Source organism: Streptomyces doebereineriae, assembly GCF_031845645.1.
Classification (GTDB): domain Bacteria; phylum Actinomycetota; class Actinomycetes; order Streptomycetales; family Streptomycetaceae; genus Streptomyces; species Streptomyces canus.
Map to the genome: position 1 here is coordinate 224,813 of NZ_JAVREZ010000003.1, position 18,665 is coordinate 243,477.

18 protein-coding genes and 1 pseudogene are annotated in these 18,665 nt (G+C 69.5%); 13 read left to right on the forward strand and 6 right to left on the reverse strand.

From position 1 onward, the window contains the following. Positions 1–192 precede the first annotated feature (192 nt). From RNB18_RS10580 to RNB18_RS10590, 3 genes are all read left to right on the forward strand, one after another. Positions 193–1,149 (forward strand): hypothetical protein, encoded by a 957-nt coding sequence (locus tag RNB18_RS10580; RefSeq protein WP_311713861.1) that lies wholly within the window; start codon positions 193–195, stop codon positions 1,147–1,149. Between the two features lie 135 nt (positions 1,150–1,284). Further along, positions 1,285–2,448 (forward strand): LacI family DNA-binding transcriptional regulator, encoded by a 1,164-nt coding sequence (locus RNB18_RS10585; RefSeq protein ID WP_311714252.1) that lies wholly within the window; start codon positions 1,285–1,287, stop codon positions 2,446–2,448. Next, the gene (locus RNB18_RS10590; RefSeq protein WP_311713862.1) at positions 2,445–3,356 is read left to right on the forward strand and encodes a carbohydrate kinase family protein; all 912 of its coding nucleotides are present in this window, start codon (positions 2,445–2,447) and stop codon (positions 3,354–3,356) included. The genes RNB18_RS10585 and RNB18_RS10590 overlap by 4 nt, the downstream gene beginning before the upstream one ends. A 90-nt stretch (positions 3,357–3,446) precedes the next feature. Here RNB18_RS10590 and uvrA read toward each other — a convergent pair whose 3' ends face one another. Beyond that, on the reverse strand, positions 3,447–6,464 hold the full coding sequence (uvrA, locus tag RNB18_RS10595; RefSeq protein ID WP_311713863.1) for an excinuclease ABC subunit UvrA: 3,018 nt from the start codon (positions 6,462–6,464) through the stop codon (positions 3,447–3,449). A 229-nt stretch (positions 6,465–6,693) separates the two neighbouring features. On the opposite strand from uvrA, the gene RNB18_RS10600 reads away from it, so the two are divergent. Both RNB18_RS10600 and RNB18_RS10605 read left to right on the forward strand, forming a co-directional pair. Next, entirely contained in the window at positions 6,694–7,380 is a 687-nt protein-coding gene (locus RNB18_RS10600) for a maleylpyruvate isomerase family mycothiol-dependent enzyme (protein WP_311713864.1), read from the forward strand. Between the two features lie 10 nt (positions 7,381–7,390). After that, a complete protein-coding gene (locus RNB18_RS10605) occupies positions 7,391–8,041 on the forward strand; it encodes an MBL fold metallo-hydrolase (RefSeq protein ID WP_311713865.1) in 651 nt (216 codons plus the stop codon). A 5-nt stretch (positions 8,042–8,046) separates the two neighbouring features. Here the strand turns inward: RNB18_RS10605 and RNB18_RS10610 are convergent, their stop codons facing one another. Together RNB18_RS10610 and RNB18_RS10615 are read right to left on the reverse strand one after the other, a co-directional pair. Then, positions 8,047–8,424 (reverse strand): hypothetical protein, encoded by a 378-nt coding sequence (locus tag RNB18_RS10610; RefSeq protein ID WP_311713866.1) that lies wholly within the window; start codon positions 8,422–8,424, stop codon positions 8,047–8,049. 673 nt (positions 8,425–9,097) lie between these two features. Beyond that, positions 9,098–10,000, reverse strand: coding sequence for a LysR family transcriptional regulator (locus RNB18_RS10615; RefSeq protein ID WP_311713867.1), 903 nt, complete (start codon positions 9,998–10,000; stop codon positions 9,098–9,100). Between the two features lie 158 nt (positions 10,001–10,158). Here RNB18_RS10615 and RNB18_RS10620 point away from each other — a divergent pair, with 158 nt between their 5' ends. The 3 genes and pseudogenes from RNB18_RS10620 to RNB18_RS10630 all read left to right on the forward strand — a co-directional run bounded on the left by RNB18_RS10620 (position 10,159) and on the right by RNB18_RS10630 (position 11,265). After that, positions 10,159–10,464, forward strand: a complete 306-nt coding sequence (locus RNB18_RS10620) for a DUF1330 domain-containing protein (RefSeq protein WP_311714253.1) — start codon at positions 10,159–10,161, stop codon at positions 10,462–10,464. Between the two features lie 146 nt (positions 10,465–10,610). After that, positions 10,611–10,958: pseudogene (locus tag RNB18_RS10625) on the forward strand (ATP-dependent DNA ligase); the annotation flags it as partial. Positions 10,959–11,127: 169 nt separating this feature from the next. After that, positions 11,128–11,265 (forward strand): hypothetical protein, encoded by a 138-nt coding sequence (locus RNB18_RS10630; protein ID WP_311714266.1) that lies wholly within the window; start codon positions 11,128–11,130, stop codon positions 11,263–11,265. 38 nt (positions 11,266–11,303) lie between these two features. Here the strand turns inward: RNB18_RS10630 and RNB18_RS10635 are convergent, their stop codons facing one another. Together RNB18_RS10635 and RNB18_RS10640 are read right to left on the reverse strand one after the other, a co-directional pair. Next, positions 11,304–12,284 carry an NADPH:quinone reductase gene (locus tag RNB18_RS10635; protein WP_311713868.1) on the reverse strand — a complete coding sequence of 327 codons (981 nt, stop codon included), beginning with the start codon at positions 12,282–12,284 and terminating at the stop codon, positions 11,304–11,306. A 20-nt stretch (positions 12,285–12,304) separates the two neighbouring features. Further along, the gene (locus RNB18_RS10640; RefSeq protein WP_311713869.1) at positions 12,305–12,883 is read right to left on the reverse strand and encodes a PadR family transcriptional regulator; all 579 of its coding nucleotides are present in this window, start codon (positions 12,881–12,883) and stop codon (positions 12,305–12,307) included. Positions 12,884–13,027: 144 nt separating this feature from the next. On the opposite strand from RNB18_RS10640, the gene RNB18_RS10645 reads away from it, so the two are divergent. The 4 genes from RNB18_RS10645 (at position 13,028) to RNB18_RS10660 (ending at position 16,974) form a co-directional block, all read left to right on the forward strand. Continuing rightward, positions 13,028–13,420 (forward strand): ester cyclase, encoded by a 393-nt coding sequence (locus RNB18_RS10645; protein WP_311713870.1) that lies wholly within the window; start codon positions 13,028–13,030, stop codon positions 13,418–13,420. A 1,027-nt stretch (positions 13,421–14,447) separates the two neighbouring features. Continuing rightward, complete coding sequence (locus RNB18_RS10650) at positions 14,448–15,332, forward strand: ABC transporter substrate-binding protein (protein WP_311713871.1); 885 nt, start codon at positions 14,448–14,450, stop codon at positions 15,330–15,332. After that, entirely contained in the window at positions 15,329–16,225 is an 897-nt protein-coding gene (locus tag RNB18_RS10655) for an amino acid ABC transporter permease (RefSeq protein WP_266380285.1), read from the forward strand. Before RNB18_RS10650 ends, RNB18_RS10655 begins: the two co-directional genes overlap by 4 nt. Beyond that, positions 16,222–16,974: an amino acid ABC transporter ATP-binding protein gene (locus tag RNB18_RS10660; protein WP_311713872.1), complete on the forward strand. Its 753-nt coding sequence runs from the start codon at positions 16,222–16,224 to the stop codon at positions 16,972–16,974. Before RNB18_RS10655 ends, RNB18_RS10660 begins: the two co-directional genes overlap by 4 nt. 46 nt (positions 16,975–17,020) lie before the next feature. Here RNB18_RS10660 and aroQ read toward each other — a convergent pair whose 3' ends face one another. After that, positions 17,021–17,494: a type II 3-dehydroquinate dehydratase gene (gene aroQ, locus RNB18_RS10665; protein ID WP_059206156.1), complete on the reverse strand. Its 474-nt coding sequence runs from the start codon at positions 17,492–17,494 to the stop codon at positions 17,021–17,023. An 84-nt stretch (positions 17,495–17,578) separates the two neighbouring features. Between aroQ and RNB18_RS10670 the strand changes: the two genes are divergently transcribed. Continuing rightward, on the forward strand, positions 17,579–18,625 hold the full coding sequence (locus RNB18_RS10670) for a S66 family peptidase (RefSeq protein WP_311713873.1): 1,047 nt from the start codon (positions 17,579–17,581) through the stop codon (positions 18,623–18,625). The last annotated feature ends 40 nt before the right edge of the window (positions 18,626–18,665 follow it).

Here is an 18,665-nt window from a genome sequence, read left to right on the forward strand (position 1 = left end):
CCGGTAGTGCGCCATCGTTCGGCGGCAGGTGTTGTCGGGACTTGGTCAACACGCTTCAATGCGGGGGAACTCGGGGCCGGGAACGACGGCGTACGGATGTGAAGCCCCCTTGCGGCACTGCCGCGGACGGCCCCGACACACCCTCACGAACGGCCTGACCAGCCGCCCGGACCTGCACAGAAAGGCCCCTGCATGCCGCACGCCACACAGCACGCGGATGTCGCGACCGCCGCCGAAGCGGAACTGGACACGGCCCTGCGAGGCGGCCCCTTCCACGTCGCGCTGCGCGCCGCGATCGCGGCCCGGGGGCTGCCGCTGCAGCGCGTCCAGCACCATCTGACGCGGTACGGGGTCAGGGTGGGCGTCACCAGCCTGAGCTACTGGCAGCAGGGTGCCCGGCGCCCGCAGCGTCCCGAGTCGCTGCGGGCCGTACGGGCGCTGGAGGAGATCCTGCAGCTGCCGGAGGAGTCGCTGATCCGGCTGCTCGCCGAGCACGACGACCGGTCGGCCGCGGGGCAGCCCGCGGCCCGTTCCTACCGCTCCCTCCTCGCGGCCTCGGACGTCCTCGAACAGCTGCTGGGCGAGCTGGACTCACCGCCCGACGGCGGGCTGCACACTCTCGGCCACCACGAGCGGATAGACATCGGGGCGCACCGCGAGCTGCGTGGTCGCGAGTCGCACCACATCGTGCGCGCCCACCGTGAGGGCGTCGACCGTTTCATGGCCGTCCACCACGGCGACCCGGGGTGCAGGCCCGAGCGCATGACCGTGCACGCCCTGGAGAACTGCCGTACGGGACGCGTCCGTTCGCACCACGACACAGGGGTGCTCGTCGCCGAGCTGCTCCTCGACGCCCGGCTGCGCGCGGGTGACACCTTCCTGTTCCGCTACTGCGTCGAGGACGGCACGGCCGGAGTGTCCCGCGAGTACGTCCGCGGCTTCGGCTCACCAGGCGGTCAGTACGCGCTCCAGGTCCGCTTCGACGCGAACGCCCTGCCCCTGCGCTGCCACCGCTTCGCCCAGCACTCCCCCGCGGCGCCCCGCAGCGGCCGCCAGGAACTGGCCCTCACCGGCCACCACCACTCGGTGCACCTCGTCGAGCCGCGGGTGCGGTCGGGGGTCGTGGGGATCGGGTGGGACTGGGAGTGAGCGGGGTGACGTCAGGTCGCTGACGGCACGTAAACGTTTGCGCAAGCGTTTACGTGCAGTGCTGAATGGGATACCTTCCGAGCCGTGGGCCGCCGTTCCGGTGCCCTGTGGGCGTCCTTCCGGGAGGGGAACCCGATGCCGACCATGGCCGACGTGGCACGCAGCGCGGGGGTGTCCGTGGCGACCGTCTCGCACGTCCTCAACGGCACCCGGCCGGTCCTGCCCCACACCCGCCAGGCCGTGCTGGACGCCGTCGACGAGCTCGGTTACACCCCCAACACCCTCGCCCGCTCCCTGGTGACCTCCCGCACCCGCTCCATCGGGCTCGCGGTGTCGGCGATCAGCAATCCGTACTTCACGGAGATCCTCCAGGGCGTCGAGGCGGGCGCACTGGAACACGGCTACAGCCTGCTCATCGCCGATCCGCACGACGATCCCGACCACGAGTGCAAGGTCGTCCAGCTGCTGCACGAGAGGCGTGTGGACGGCATGATCGTCGCGCCCTCGGCGGACCCGCGCGAGCTCGTCTCCTATCTCGGGCGCCACCGGGTCCCTACGGTGTTCCTCGACCGTGTGATCGACGGAGTGATCGAAGGAGTGGTCGGCGGTGCGGTCGAGGACCCGGCGGACGGCCCGCAGCGCTTCGACCAGGTCTGCGCCGAGAACACCGGGCCGACGGCCCGGCTGGTCACCCATCTCGCCGGACGCGGCCACCGGCGCATCGGCCTGGTGGCGGGCCTGCCCGGGCTGAGCACCACCGCCGAACGGATCACCGGATACCGCCAGGGCCTCACCGCCGCCCGTCTCCCCTACGACGACGACCTCGTCGTCCACGGCGACTCCGAGTCGGCCGGAGCCGAACGGGCCACAGCCACCCTGCTCTCCCGCGCCGCACCGCCCACCGCCCTCGTCACCGCCAACAACGCCATGACCATCGGCACCCTGCGCGCCCTGCGCGACCGCGGCCTGTCGGTACCGGACGACCTCGCCCTGTGCTGCTTCGACGACTTCGCCTGGGCCGACCTGTTCTCTCCCCGGCTCACCGCGATCGCCCAGCCCAGCAGGGAGATCGGCGCGCAGGCGGTCCGGGTGCTCCTGGAACGCCTCGCCGCGCCGGACCGGCCCGCCCGGACCGTGCGCCTCGACTGCACCTTCGTCCACCGCACGTCATGCGGCTGCCCCGACTCCGGGGAGCGGGGGCGGTCATCGCAGTCCTCCCAGCGTTCCCGGCGTTCTCAGTCCTCCCAGCCCCCTCAGCCCCCTCAGCCCTCGCAGTTCGAGAAAGGAAGCGTCTCGTGATCGTCGTCGCCGGTGAGGCCCTGATCGACCTGGTACCGCAGGGCAGAGGCGCCCTCGCGAGCCTCACGCCGGCGCTCGGCGGCGGCCCCTACAACACCGCCGTGGCCCTCGGCCGGCTCGGCTCCCCCACCGCCTTCTGCTCCCGCACCTCGCTCGACGCCTTCGGCGAGGCCCTGCTCGACGGGCTGCGGGAGGCAGGGGTGGACGTGTCCCCCGTACAACGCGGTGCGGAACCCACCACGCTCGCCGTGGCCACGATCGACACCAACGGCTCGGCCGCCTACTCCTTCTACGTCGACGGCACCGCCGACCGCCTGTTCGCCGCCCCCGCCTCACTCCCCACCGACACGCGCGCGGTGTCCTTCGGTACCTGCTCGCTCGTCCTGGAACCGGGGGCGAGCGCCTACGAGGAACTGCTGCGGACCGCGGCCGCGCAGGGTGTGTTCACCGCGCTCGACCCGAACATCCGGGCCGGGCTCATCCCCGACGCGGACGCCTACCGGGCCCGGTTCAAGAGCTGGCTGCCGTCGGTGTCGCTGCTCAAGCTCTCCGAGGAGGACGCGCTGTGGCTGGGCGGCACCCCGCGCGAGTGGCTGGCCTCGGGGCCCTCGGCCGTCGTGGTCACCCATGGCGGTGACGGGCTGACCGTGTTCACCCGGGACGGGGCGGCGCTTGCCGTGCCGGGCGAGAAGGTCGACGTCGTGGACACCATCGGCGCCGGCGACACCGTGAACGCGGCCCTGCTGCACGGCCTGGACACCCTCGACGCGCTGTCCCCGGCGGCGCTCGCGGGCCTGGGCGTCGAGGACTGGACCCGGCTGCTGCGGTTCGCGGCACGCGCGGCCGCGATCACCTGCTCACGGGCGGGGGCGCAGCCGCCGTACGCGTCCGAACTGGGCGGACTGTAGCGGAGCGAGCGGTGCCCCCCGGGGAGTTCCCGCGGGGCACCGCTCGTCGCGCGTCTTCTTCGGATGTGTTCGGCTCGCCGCCCCGGCGTCTCAGGCCTTGCGGGCCCGGGTCGTCTTCTTGGCGGGCGCGGCCTTCTTGGTGGTCGTCGTCCTGGCCGTCGCCGTCTTCTTCGCCGTCGACTTGGCGGCGACCGTCTTCTTCGCCGCGGCCGTCTTCCTGGCCGGTGCCTTGCGCGGGGCCTTCACCGCGGCCCCGTCGCTGATCCGGTCGGCGCCGAGGATCTCCCTGAGGAACTTGCCGGTGTGGCTGGCCGGGACTCCGGCGACCTCCTCCGGGGTGCCCTCGGCGACGACGAGTCCGCCGCCCGCACCGCCCTCGGGGCCCATGTCGACGACCCAGTCGGCCGTCTTGATCACATCGAGGTTGTGCTCGATGACGATGACGGTGTTGCCCTTGTCGACCAGGCCGGACAGGACCTTCAGCAGCTTGCTGATGTCCTCGAAGTGCAGACCGGTGGTCGGCTCGTCCAGGACGTAGACCGTACGGCCGGTGGATCGCTTCTGGAGTTCGCTGGCGAGCTTCACGCGCTGGGCCTCGCCACCGGACAGGGTGGTCGCGGCCTGGCCGAGACGGACGTAGCCGAGACCGACGTCCTTGAGGGTGTTGAGGTGGCGGGCGATCGCGGGGACGGCCTCGAAGAACTCCGTCGCCTCCTCGATCGGCATGTTCAGGACGTCGGCGATGGACTTGCCCTTGTAGTGGACCTCCAGGGTCTCCCGGTTGTAGCGGGCGCCGTGGCAGACCTCGCAGGGGACGTAGACGTCCGGGAGGAAGTTCATCTCGATCTTGATGGTGCCGTCGCCCGCGCAGTTCTCGCAGCGGCCGCCCTTGACGTTGAAGGAGAAGCGGCCGGGCATGTAGCCGCGGACCTTCGCCTCGGTGGTCTCGGCGAACAGCTTGCGGACGTGGTCGAAGACGCCGGTGTACGTCGCCGGGTTGGACCGCGGGGTGCGGCCGATGGGCGACTGGTCGACGTGCACGACCTTGTCGACGAGGTCGTCGCCGTCCACGCGCGTGTGCCGGCCCGGGACGCTCCTCGCGCCGTTGAGCTCGCGCGCCAGGTGCGTGTACAGGATGTCGTTGACCAGCGTCGACTTGCCGGAGCCTGAGACACCGGTGACCGCGGTGAACACGCCCAGCGGGAAGGACACGTCGATGTCCTGGAGGTTGTTCTCGCGGGCTCCGTGCACCGTGAGCTTCCGGGACGGGTCCAGGGGACGGCGGATGTGGGGCAGCGGGATGGCCTTCTTGCCCGACAGGTACTGGCCCGTCTCCGACTCGGCGTTGACGAGCAGCTCCTTCAGGGAGCCGCTGTGCACGACCTTGCCGCCGTGCTCGCCCGCGCCGGGACCGATGTCGACGATCCAGTCGGCGACCTTGATGGTGTCCTCGTCGTGCTCGACGACGATGAGCGTGTTGCCCATGTCGCGCAGCCGGACCAGGGTCTCGATCAGCCGGTGGTTGTCGCGCTGGTGCAGGCCGATGGACGGCTCGTCGAGGACGTACAGGACGCCGACGAGTCCGGAGCCGATCTGCGTGGCCAGACGGATGCGCTGGGCCTCGCCGCCGGAGAGGGTGCCGGCCGCGCGGTTCAGCGAGAGGTAGTCCAGGCCGACGTCGACCAGGAACTTCAGTCGTTCGTTGACCTCCTTGAGCACCCGCTCGGCGATCTTCTTGTCACGGGCGCTGAGCTTCAGCTCACCCAGGAAGTCCGCGCAGTCGCTGATGGACATGCCGGAGACCTCGGCGATCGACTTGCCCATGACGGTGACCGCGAGGACGAGCGGCTTGAGGCGGGTGCCCTCACAGGTGGGGCAGGGCACCTCGCGCATGTAGCCCTCGAAGCGCTCGCGGCTGGCGTCGCTCTCGGACTCGCTGTGCCGGCGCTTGACGAAGGGAACGGCACCCTCGAAGGGGGTCGTGTAGACCCGCTCGCGGCCGTACCGGTTGCGGTAGCGGACCTCGATCTGCGTCTTGTGGCCGTGGAGCAGGGCCTTCTTGGCGCGCTGGGGCAGCCCGGCGAAGGGGATGTCCGTCCGGAAGCCCAGCGCGTCCGCGAGGGCACCGATCAGACGGCCGAAGTAGTCCTTGGTGTGCCCGTGCGACCAGGGGTGGATGGCGCCCTCGTCGAGGGACTTGTCCTCGTCGGGGACGATCAGCTCCGGGTCGACCTCCATGCGCGTGCCGATGCCGGAGCAGTCGGGGCAGGCGCCGAAGGGTGAGTTGAAGGAGAAGGAACGGGGCTCCAGCTCCTCGAAGGACAGGTCGTCGTACGTGCAGTACAGGTGCTCCGAGAACATGCGCTCGCGCTCGGGGTCGTCCTCGGGGAGGTCGACGAAGTCGAGCACGACCATGCCGCCGGCGAGGCCGAGGGCGGTCTCCACCGAGTCGGTGAGACGGCGCTTGGCGGACTCCTTCACCGTGAGGCGGTCGATGACCACCTCGATGGTGTGCTTCTCCTGCTTCTTCAGCGTGGGCGGGTTGGAGAGCTGGATGGTCTCGCCGTCCACGCGCGCACGGCTGTAACCCTTGGTCTGGAGATCGGCGAAGAGATCGACGAACTCTCCCTTGCGCTCGCGCACCAGCGGCGAGAGCACCTGGAAGCGGCTCCCCTCCGGCAGCTCCAGGACCTTGTCGACGATGGCCTGCGGCGACTGGCGCGAGATCGGGCGACCGCACTCCGGGCAGTGCGGCTTGCCGATGCGCGCGAAGAGCAGGCGCAGGTAGTCGTAGACCTCGGTGATGGTGCCGACCGTCGAGCGCGGGTTGCGCGAGGTCGACTTCTGGTCGATGGAGACCGCGGGCGAGAGGCCCTCGATGAAGTCGACGTCGGGCTTGTCCATCTGGCCGAGGAACTGGCGGGCGTACGAGGAGAGCGACTCCACGTAGCGACGCTGGCCCTCGGCGAAGATGGTGTCGAAGGCCAGGGAGGACTTGCCCGACCCGGACAGGCCCGTGAAGACGATGAGCGAGTCGCGAGGCAGGTCGAGCGAGACGTTCTTCAGGTTGTGCTCGCGCGCGCCACGGACGATGAGACGGTCGGCCACGCCGGTCCGCACCTTTCTTGGCTTGAGAGGAGTGACAGGGGCGGGGCCCCCGTGCTTTCTCAGACTAGGGGGAGCCACTGACAACGCCGGTCGGATTCCCCGGAGGCATAACAATCCCCGACCATCCAGCATGCCCGACGCCGCACCCGACCATATAGCACGCGCTTTCGATTTACGGCACTGCTTCACCACCTTCACCCAAAGGTGTGGCGGGGCTAGGGTCAGCACCATGATTGATCACGCTCATGACCTGGTGTCTGTACGTGGTGCGACCGAGCGGCTCCTGACCGCAGCCGCCACGTTGGACAACGCGTCCGTGACCGAGTCGTCACGGCTGCCGGGCTGGAGCCGCGGCCATGTCCTCGCCCACCTGTCCCGCAATGCCGACGCCCTCGTGAACGTTCTGCGGGGGCAGCCCATGTATCCCTCAGCGGAAGCGCGCGACGCCGACATCGAGCGCGACGCCCCGCGCCCCCTCGACGTCCAGCTCGCCGACCTCCGCGACAGTGCCGAGCGCTTCCAGGAGGCGGGGGCTGCACCGGCCGACTGGTCGCGCACGGTCGAGCTCCGCAACGGGGTCACCGACTCGGCGTCCCGGGTGCTGTTCCGGCGGTGGATCGAGGTGGAGCTGCACCACGTGGACCTCGGGATCGGGTACGAGCTGGAGGATCTTCCGGAGGACTTCGTCCAACGCGAGATCACCTTCCTGGCGGAGCGGTTCCTGGGACACCCCGACGTGCCTTCCCTCCTGATCGAGGAGGACGACGGCCGCCGGATCCCGACGGGCGGCCACGGGGACATCGCGCTCGTCGTCACAGGGCGCCGGGCCGACCTGCTCGGCTGGCTGGCCGGCCGCCGCGACGGCTCGGCACTGACGGTCCACGACGGCACCCTCCCCCCACTGCCCCCGCTATAGGCTGACCGCCATGACGTACAGCGGACAGGTGACGGTCGGCGGGCCCGCCGACGTGCACGAGCTCAAGGACCTGATGATCACCAAGATCGCGGTCGGCCCGATGGACAACAACGCCTATCTGCTGCGCTGCCGGGCCACCGACGAGCAACTGCTGATCGACGCCGCCAACGACGCGGACACCCTGCTGGGCATGATCGGCGACGACGGCATCGCGTCCGTCGTCACCACGCATCAGCACGGCGATCACTGGCAGGCGCTCGCCGCGGTCGTCGCGGCCACGCGCGCGCGTACGTACGCCGGAAGGGACGACGCCGAAGGCATCCCCGTGCCCACCGACGTCCTGGTCGACGACGGCGACGTCATCCGCGTGGGGCAGGTGGAGCTGACCGCGCGCCACCTGGTCGGGCACACACCGGGCTCGATCGCCCTCGTCTACGACGACCCCCACGGGCATCCCCATGTGTTCACCGGGGACTGCCTGTTCCCGGGAGGGCCTGGCCGGACAACACAGCCAGAGGACTTCCAGAGCCTGATGAGCGGCCTCGAGGCGAAGGTGTTCAGCCTGCCGGACGAGACGTGGATCTACCCAGGGCACGGTAACGACAGCAGCCTCGGAGCGGAACGGCCGCATCTTCAGGACTGGTGGGCGCGCGGCTGGTAGGCCGGCTACTTCTCGGAGTTCAGCAGCGCGGTCACGAGAGCCTCGAAGATTGCCACGTTCTTTGGCTGTTTGAGGCCCAGGTCGGCAGCGGTATCCGTGACGCTCTTCTTCCTCGGCCTGGTGCCGCTGGGTTCGAGGATGCCGACCATGCAAAGCATGTCCTTGTGGCGTTCGCCCAAGATCTCGCCGAAGGTCTTCCATGGATCGACGGGGGGCTTGTACTTCCCTGCCGCGATGGCTGTTATGTCGCTCTCCGGCAGGCCAGTTTCCTTGGCGAGTCTGGCTCGGCCGTCTGCGGTGGCGAGGTCGTAGCCCTTTAGTCGTGCCCGTGTCGCGATGTACTGCCCGAACTGTCGCGAGTCTAAAGGCTTCTTGCTGGCCATCTATTGGTCCTTCCGCAGGGGAATGCAGCAGCATGACACCTGGGCGGCTGGTTGGGTATACCGCCTTCTATTCTTCGGCTGTGGCTGCGTCGTCGATGTAAGCCTGCGCGCCACGAACGATTGCTCAGCCGCGGTCTCGACCTCCGGCTCCCACCAGTCGTCCGTCGCCAGGTCAGCGGGAGTTGTCTCTCCATCGATGAGCCTCACCGCCATCCGGCGCAGAGCGTGGCGTCGTGCCAGGCCCCGATCCGGCAACCCGATCCCGGACTCGGCAAGTGCTTGCTCGAACGCATCCCGAATATCGCGGGCTTTCCGGTTCCGGTGTCGTTCCTTCTGCTCTCATGACTCCTACGGTGTCAGCGCCGTTTCGGTCTCCGACCGACGTCATGGACGCCGTTGCCGGCGGGCGTTCCCGCCGGTTACCCGTGCTTGTCCGGTTCGGCGACGGCGAAGGCGCGGTATCCGCCGAGATCTCGGGCTGGGCGAGGACGTCGCCGCGGTGTACGACTCGGACCGGACCCGGGGCCATCATCGGATGCTGATCCGCCGGCGTAGCGAGGTCGTGTCGGACATTCAGCAAGACCACCGTCGTCGTCATCACCGCGAAGTCCGCCGGGCGCAGGGTCTTCGGCCTCGCCACCGCAGGCGTCCGTCTCGCTTGACCTCCTGCGCGTCAGTCCGGCAGCCAGTGCAGCTCGTGCGCCAGGGTTTTGGCGACGGCACGGATGCGGCGGTGTAGTGGCGACTGCTCGCGTGGGAGGACCAGGTGGATCGTCAGGCTGGGCGCGCCTCGCAGCGGTCGCCAGGTGAGACCGGCCGGTTGTGCCGTGGCCGCGGCTTCTCCGGCCGGGGCGAGGGTGACCCCGTCGCGCAGGTCGCGCTGAGACATGTCGAAAGAGACTGCGGGCGTGTGGAATCGGGGGTGTGGTCGGGTGTCTCGGAACAGTGCGGACAGCTGATCGTGGATCACGGGGTTGGCCGCACGGTCCGGGAGTCGCAGCGGATACGCGGCCGCGTCGGCGATCTCGATCTCCGCGTGTTCGGCCAGCGGATGGTGCTGCGCCAGCTGGACCCCGATGCGCGCACGCCGCAGCAGGAACCGGCGCACGCCACGGCCCGGCTGTTCACCGCGGGTGATCCCGGCATCGATGCGGCCGTCGGCGACCGCGGGGGAGATCTCCGGTGTCGCCATCGGGACCGCGCCGACCTCGAGTCCGCTGTTGCCGCGAATCAGCCTGTCCACCAGGGCCGGTGCCGTCTCGGCCCCGGTGCTGAGGCTGTATCCGATGCGCAGCGTGCCCAGTTCACCGGCCGCCGCGCTCCGGGCGGTGTCCCACGCCCGGTCCAGCGCCGCCAGCGCGGGCGGCGCGGACTCCGCCAAAGCCGCACCGGCCGTGGTCAATACGACGCTACGTGTGTTGCGGACCAGCAGGGCCGTACCGAGTTCCGCCTCCAATCGGCGCATCCGGGCGCTGAGTGCGGGCTGTGCGATACCGATCCGTGCGGCCGCGCGGGTGAAGTTCAACTCCTGTGCCAGCACCAGGAAGTACCGCAGGCTCACCGTATCCGGCGCCACGTGCTCTCCCTGCCGATTGATAACAATCCGTTCTGAGTCTAGCCCGTACCGATCTTTCCCTCGACCGCACATCAAGCCCTAACCTGCGCATGCCGGGATCGATCGATCTGAGTGCCGATTCGAAGTCGGACGTGTCCAGCCGAACACAGGAGGTTTCCATGGCTAAGGGCTACTGGGTCAGTGTCTACCCCGCCATTTCCGACCCTGCGAGGCTGACTGCCTACGACAAGCTGGCCGGTCCGGCTGTCCAGGCTGGGGGCGGGCGCGTCCTGTCCCGGATCCCGTCCCGTGGCGGTCGAGTCGTCGCCCACGAGGCCGGAATCACGCAACGCGTCGTTCTGATCGAGTTCGACAGCTTTGAACACGCCGTCGCGGCATACGAGAGCGAGGCATACCAGAAGGCGCTGATGGCCCTCCCCGACGGCGTCGAGCGCGACTTCCGCATCGTCGAAGGCATCGACTGACCGGAGGGCCCAGCCATCGCTGAGCATCCGTCACCTGGTACGCACACGGTGCCCATTGCCCGACCACCGACTTGCCTCATGAACGCCGGGCAGTGCCCAGACGAGGCCGCCGCCCGCGACTGACGAACCATCAGCCGGCCAGCGAGGTGAAGCTGACGGCCTGCCCGGTCGCGTCCGCCGCCAGCAGGTTGGCCGCCGTCACCTCCCAGCGCAGAGTCCCGAACTTCTCCGACCAGTGCGGCTGGGGGTGGTCGCCCGCCCACTTCGTGGTCTTCGACCTGCTGCGTGCGGGCGCCGACCTGACCGGACAGCCCTATGAGGTCCGCCGAAGGGCCCTGGAACAGCTCTTCACCGACCACCGGCTCCAGGCGCCCTGGACGCTGTGCCCCTCCACCACCGACCAGCAGCAGGCCACCGAGTGGCTCCAGTGGTCCACGGTCGGACTGGAAGGGCTCGTCTTCAAGCGCCTTGACCAGCAGTATCTTCCCGGCCGGAGAGCCTGGCACACATACCGATGCGTTTCATACAACGGCGGGCAACGCGGCCGGACGCAGATACCTCTTGCCCGGTCACAGCCCTGGACGCCCACGCAACCCCCTCGGCCTCGCCGACACCTTGAGACACCACGGTCTGCCCGCCCGCGCTGCACGGAACACCGCCATGATGGACGCCCTGGTAGACCTGCCGCCCATGGTCATCGCCGACCTGCTCGGCATCCACCCCAAGACAGCCGAACGCTGGGCCACCCTCGCCGGCGGGAACTGGTCCGATTACTTGGCAGCGCGACGGGCCGGCCCGTAGGGCCAGGCAGTTGAGCAGGGCAGTGTTCCGAGTCTGCGCTATTGGGGGACGGTGAGCAGGATGCGGCCGTGGCCACCGCCGGCGTCGACGCGGTCATGGGCCTTGGCGATGTCGTCCAGCGGGTAGCGGTCGCCGACGGCGACGGTGAGGGCGCCGACGGCGGCGGCGGAGGTGAGGTCGCGGGCGGCCTGGCGCTTGGCCTCGGCGGGGAAGTCGTCGCTGCCGAGCAGCCGCAGGGTGACGTTGTTGAACAGCAGCGGCCAGAAGGGGATCTCGGTGCGGTCCGCGTGGGTGGCATAGGCGGCGATGACGGCATTGTTGGCGGCGACGGCGTTGTCGAGATCGGCGTTGTCGGACAGCGCGACCTCGATGATCCGGTCGACGCCCCGCGGCGCGTACGAGCGGATGGCAGCGGCGGGCTCGCCAGTGTCCAGGGCGACGGCGTGGGCGACGGCCGGGTCGACGTGGTCGAGGTCCGCGGTTCGGCGGACGGTGGCCATCACGGTGGCGCCGGCCCAGTGGGCGAGCTGGGCGGCCAGGGAGCCGACGCCGCCGAGAACTCCGTGGACCAGGACCAGTCGGCCGTCGACCGGGCCGTCGGCGAAGACGGTGCGGTGGGCGGTGATGCCGGGGATGCCGAGGCTCGCGCCCAGCTCGTCACTGAGGTGGTCGGGCAGAGGTACGGCTTGGTGGTCGGGTACGACGGTGTACTGGGCGGCGGTGCCGAAGGGGCGGTAGGACTGGGCGCCGTATACCCAGACCCGTTGTCCGACGCGGTGGGCGTCGACTTGGTCGCCCACGGCGTCGATGACTCCGGCGGCGTCGCTGTGCGGGATCACCCGCGGGAAGGGCATGGACGAGCCGAGCCAGCCGCGCCGTTTCTTGGTGTCGCCGGGGTTGACGCCCGAGACGGTGACACGGACGCGGACCTCGTCGGGGCCGGGGACGGGATCAGGGAGTTCACCGACGTGCAGCACATCGGCGGCGGGTCCCTGGGCGTCGTACCAGGAAGCAAGCATGGAGGTACCTCCGTGGGCAGTCAGCTCGCGGGAGCGGCGGGCGCATGTGGATCGCTGTCGGTGCAGGCGGTGTCGAATACGGGCGGCTTCTCCCCGAGGGTCTCGCGCAGCCAGGTCCGTTCGGCGCGGCTGGTGGCGCGGGCGGTGAGCAGCATGCCCCGCCGGTAGGGGTCGGCGACCTCCTCGGCACGCAGGGGCCGCTCGTTGTCGTAGAAGAAGCTCGCCGGCTCTTCCAGGAACTCCAGCCGCCTGCGCAGCACCGCGTGCTGTTCGGCCACGTCGGACAGGTGGGAGAGGAAGGCCAGGACGACGTAGAACCGGGTGAAGTCGGTGATCTCGTGGTCGGCGGGCTTGCGCAGACGCTGAAGCATCTCGGCCCGCCCGGCCGCGGTCAGGCTGAGCACGTATCGGGCCGCCCCCGCGGCCGGGTCTGCGCGCCGCTCGATCAAGCCCGCCCTGGTCAGACGATTGATCGCCGGATACAGGCTGCCGTCACTGACCGGCCGCGTATAGCCGGTCAGCTGTGAGACGCGGCGGCGCAGCTCGTGTCCAGGCAGGGGTCCCTCGGCGAGGTAGCCGAGTATCGCGAGTTCCAGCATGAGTCCATCTTCGCACGCGAACATCGAATCGATGTGAACATCGAATCGATGTGAACATCGATTCGATGTTACGCTCGCCAGGTACCCGCCCAAACGTCTCTGGAGAGGCACAGCAAGATGCCGTCGCAGTCCACCGAGTCAGTGATGAACCGTTTCGTCGAGTTCATCAACACGGGCAACGAGGATCTCGCCCGCGAGGTCATTTCTCCGGACGCGGTGTTCCATGCGCCAAGCCACCCGGAACCACTGCGGGGGCCCGATGGGTACTTGGAAGTCACCGGGATGATGCGCAGCGCCTTCCCCGACGTCCAGTGGACGCTGGAGGAGACGGTCGCCGAAGGCGACACCGTGGCCGCGCGGTTCACCATGCGGGGAACCCACGACGGTGAATTCTTCGGGATCCCGGCGAGCGGCAACAAGATCTCGGTGCAGGCCATGAACTTCTACTACCTGGCCGACGGCCGGATCGTCGGCGAACGCGGCCAGCCCGACCTCCTCGGGGTGATGCAGCAGATCGGTGCCCTACCGGCGCCGTGAATCTTGTATGGAAGCTCTGAACATCGCGCCGTGAGGTACGGCCGGGGGCCCGACCGACCCCGGACGCACGCTCCAGAGTCCGAATGATTCTGCCGGGCCCGCACTGCATCCGCGCGCTCAGTCGCCCGCCGCTGCTGCGGCAGCGCGAGCGCTTCCCACGTCTCCCCCGATCGCGGCCCCACGAGGCCGTCGAAAGCGTCGAGGTCGAATGCCGGCCTCAACCGGCGCGCCTCGTTCTGCGCGTCCGTGATCTGCTTGGCCAGCTTCGCCGTGATGCGCCGCAACTGCTCACGGGTAATGACCCCATCCGCGTAGTCGTCCGCCGCCGCCTCCTGGCGCGCCTTCAACGCCTCCGCCCGCTCAAGCGCCGCCAGGGCCGCCGAGTCGTCTCCGCGGAAGACCTCGGCCGCCTCGGGCCGCGACAGCACCCCCACAACTACCCGCCCCACGTAGCGGTCGAGCGCTTCCTCGTTCCGGCCGACGCAGCCGCGCGCGTCGTAGACGTACGTCGGCTGCTTCCTGCCCCGGGACGCGTTCCCCTTCAGCGCAACCCGGAGAACCGACCCGCACGTGGCGACTTCGCCCCACGTCAGCAGGTGTTTCCGCCCTCCCCGGCAGCTCCTTCGCGGGCGGCCTCGATGGCGTCGGCCATCAGCCGGTCGTACTCGGGGCGTTCCTCACCCGAGTGCGCGCTCACTGCCGGAGTGGCGCGCGCGGGGGTGGTGAATCCCGGGGTGTGCGCCCCGCGCATACCCCTCGCACGCGCCCCGTGTGAACTCTTCACACACGCCCGTGTCACGCACGCGCTCCCGGCGCACATGGTTGCGCAGTCAACTGGGAGCAGCCCCGCACAGGATGACGGCTCCTGCGCGGTACGGGCCGCCGGTCTTTCTATCCCCGCCCTCGACCGGCGGCCCCGGCGTCCTGTCCGAAAAGCGTTCACAAGAATGCAACACACGTTCCCAATATGCGGACAATTGGCGTCGTGACCTCGACAAACGGGACTTTGGACTGTCACTCTCCCGCCATGCACCTTGCCCCCCGCGCACTGCGCCGCGCCGCCGTCGCGGCATCCATAGCCCTGCTCGCCACCGCCGTCGGCTGTGCTCCGCAGTCGGAGGACGACGCGAACGCCAAGGCCTCGGGGTCGACCGGAACCACCTGCGCCAAGGGCAAGTTGGCCACCAAGAGCTCAGGAAAACTGACCGTCGCGACCGACGAGCCCGCGTACGAGCCGTGGTTCAAGGACGACAAGCCCGCGAGCGGCAAGGGCTTCGAGTCGGCCGTCGCCTACGCCGTGGCGAAGCAGCTCGGTTATGACAACAGCGCCGTCGTCTGGCAGAGCGTCCCCTTCAACAAGGCCTTCGCACCGGGTGAGAAGACCTTCGACTTCGACATCAACCAGGTGTCGATCAGTGCCGAGCGCAAGAAGGCCGTGGACTTCTCGTCCGGTTACTACGACGTGCGTCAGGCCGTCATCGCGCTCAAGGGCACCAAGGCCGCCAAGGCGAAGAGCATCGCGGACCTGAAGGGCCTCAAGCTGGGCGCCCAGGTCGGCACGACCAGCCTCAACTACATCGAGGACGTGGTGAAGCCGACGCGGGAAGCCGCCGCGTACGCCAAGAACGACCAGGCCAAGTCCGCGCTCCAGAACGGCCAGGTGGACGCCATCGTCGTCGACCTGCCGACCGCCTTCTACATCACGGCGGCCGAGGTGACGGACGGCACGATCGTCGGGCAGTTCGAGAACCAGGGCGGCACTCCGGAGCAGTTCGGGCTCGTCCTCGACAAGGGCAGTGCGCTCACCTCATGCGTGACGGCCGCCGTCGACGCCCTGCGCAAGGACGGCACGCTCGCCAAGCTGGAGCAGGAGTGGCTGTCGGACGCCGTCGACGCCCCGGTGCTCAAGTGACGCTCACGAAGGACGAGTCCGGCGCCGGGACACCGGAGGCGGACGACTCGTACACACCGTCGCAGCGGCGGATCGAGCGGGAGCGTCTCAAGCGTGCCCGCGCCCGCCGCGCGACGGCGATCGCCGCGGTCTCGACCCTGGTCACCGCCGTCGTGCTCTATCTGGTCGTCGTCAGCGCGCCCGGCTGGCCGCGCACCAAGGAGACGTTCTTCAACGGGCAGTACGCGCGCGAGGCGTTCCCGAAGGTCCTCGAAGGGCTGTGGCTGAACGTCCGGCTGCTGCTGATCTGCGGTGTCGCCGTGCTGGTGCTGGGCATGCTGATCGCCATCGCCCGCACGCTGCGCGGCCCGGTGTTCTTCCCGCTGCGCTTCCTGGCCGCCGCCTACACGGACTTCTTCCGCGGGCTTCCGCTCATCATCAACCTCATGATCGTCGTCCTGGGCGTCCCGGCGCTGCGGCTCCAGGGCGTGACGGTCGACCCGGTGCTGCTGGGCGGTACGGCCCTCACGCTGACGTATTCGGCGTACGTGGCCGAGGTGTTCCGCGCCGGCATCGAGTCCGTGCACCCCTCGCAGCGCGCCGCCGCCCGCTCGCTGGGTCTCTCCAACCGGCAGGCGCTGCGTCATGTGGTGCTCCCGCAGGCCGTGCGCCGCCAGGTGCCGCCCCTGCTGAACGACCTGGTGTCCCTCCAGAAGGACACGGGCCTCGTGTCGATCGGCGGCGCGATCGACGCCGTACGGGCGGCGGACATCATCGTCGGACGCAGCCTCAACTACACGCCGTACATCGTCGCGGGCCTGGTGTTCGTGGCACTGACCATCCCGATGACCCGCTTCACGGACTGGGTGACGGCACGGATGGACCGCAGGCGGGCCCAGGGAGGTACCACATGAGCGACGCACCGGTGCTGCGGATGGAGTCCGTCCGCAAGACCTTCGGCGACTCGGTCGTGCTGCGGGACGTCGACCTGCAGGTCGCCCCGCACACGGTGACCGCACTGATCGGTGCCTCCGGCTCCGGCAAGTCGACCCTGCTGCGCTGCGCCAACCTCCTGGAGGAGATCGACGACGGCGCCATCTGGCTGGACGGCGAGGAGATCACCGATCCGCGCGTCGACCAGGACGCGGTACGGCGCCGTATCGGCGTGGTCTTCCAGGCGTACAACCTCTTTCCGCACATGACGGTGCTGGAGAACATCACGCTGGCCCCGCGCCGGGTGCACGGAGTGGCCCGCGCGGAGGCCGAGGAACACGCTCGCGAGCTTCTGGAGCGGCTCGGGCTGGGTGGTAGGGCCGGCGAGTACCCCGACCGGCTCAGCGGCGGTCAGCAGCAGCGGGTGGCGATCGTGCGGGCTCTCGCCGTACGCCCCCGCCTGCTGCTGCTCGACGAGATCACCGCGGCCCTCGACCCGGAGCTGGTGGGCGAGGTTCTGAACGTCGTGCGCGACCTGAAGGGCGACGGCATGACCATGGTGCTGGCCACGCACGAGATGGGCTTCGCGCGGGAGGTCGCCGACCAGGTTTGTTTTCTGGACTCGGGTGTGGTGCTCGAGCGCGGGACGGCCGGGCAGATCTTCGGCGACCCGCAGCAGGAGCGCACGCAGCGCTTTCTGAAGCGGATCGTGGAGGCGGGGCGGCTGTAGCGGTGGCGAAGCGGCGGTAAGGACCGTGCGCCTAGGACATCGGTCCTTACACGTCGGCCTGGGCCGGCCCCGCCAGTGCCGCGACGCGCTCCACGCCGAAGACGTACCCCTGCACCCCGCAGCCGGCGATGACTCCGTCCGCGCGCAACGAGACGTAGGAGTGGTGCCGGAAGGACTCGCGCCGGTGGATGTTGGAGATGTGCACCTCCAGCACCGGCAGTCCGTCACAGGTGTTGAGGGCGTCCAGGATCGCGACCGACGTGTGCGAGTAGGCACCCGGGTTGATGACGATCCCGCAGTGCTGGAGCCTCGCCTCGTGGATCCAGTCGACCAGCTCGCCCTCGTGGTTCGACTGCCGGAAGTCCACCGTGCCGCCGTGCGCAGCTGCCGCCTTGGCGCACAGGGCCTCGACGTCGGCCAGGGTGTCCTTGCCGTAGATCTCCGGCTGACGCTGACCCAGCAGGTTCAGGTTGGGGCCGTTGAGAATCATGATCGGGGCGTTGGCCAGGGTGCGGGGCACGGTTCCTCCGGTCGGTGAAGGCGGGCTGCTCGGACCCGGTTTATCACGGTGCGCCACGCGTGGTGTGGCCCGTACCCTCCGGGCATGACGACGATCTCGTACCCGCCCAAGCCCGTACCCGGCGACCGCATAGCCGTCATCTCCCCCGGCGCCGGTCTGCCGGGGCTCTTCCCGCGCCCCTACGAGTTGGGGCTCGAGCGGCTGCGCAAGGAGTACGGGCTGGAGCCGGTCGAGTATCCGTCGACCCGCAGGATGGGCTCGACGCCCCAGGAGCGCGCCGACGACATCCACGCCGCGTTCGCCGATCCGGCCGTCAAGGCGGTCATCGCGTCCATCGGCGGCGACGACCAGATCACCGTGCTGCCGTTCCTGGACCGGGAGTTGATCCGGGCGAACCCGAAGCCGTTCTTCGGGATGAGCGACAACACCAACCTGCTCGCGTTCCTGTACAGCACCGGCATCGTCGGCTACCACGGCGCGACCGTGATGACCGCGCTCGGACGGCCGGTGGCCATGAGCGCGCTGACCGCCGACTCCCTGCGGGCGGCCCTGTTCACGTCGGGCGAGTACGAACTGACTCCCGCCGCCCGCTGGCGGGACGTCGACCGCGACTGGGCGGACCCCACCACCTTCGACTCCGAACCGGAGACCCGTCCCGGCAACGGCTGGACCTGGGTGAACGCCGACCGGACGGTGGAGGGCCGGGCCTGGGGCGGCTGTCTGGAGATCCTGGGCTGGCTGCTCATGACCGACCGCGAGATCGCGCGTGACCTGAGTCAGTACGACGGCGGAGTGCTGCTCCTGGAGACCTCGGAGGAGATGCCGAGCGACGTCGAGGTCTTCCGCACCCTGCGCAACATGGGCGAGCGCGGACTCCTCCAGCGCTTCTCCGCGCTGTTGTGGGGCCGCCCCAAGTCGTGGGCCTTCGACCGCCCCAACAGCCCCGAGGAGGCGGATCGTTACGCCGCCGACCAGCGCGAGGCCGTACTGCGGGCCATGCGCGTATATGCCCCGCACACCACCATCGTCTTCGATGTGGACTTCGGACACACCGATCCACAGCTCGTCATCCCCTACGGCGGTCTCGTCCGTGTCGACGGTCCCGCCCGGCGCATCACCGTCACGTACTGATCACGCCCGAGCGCGCTCACGCGCCCCCGTAACCGCCGAT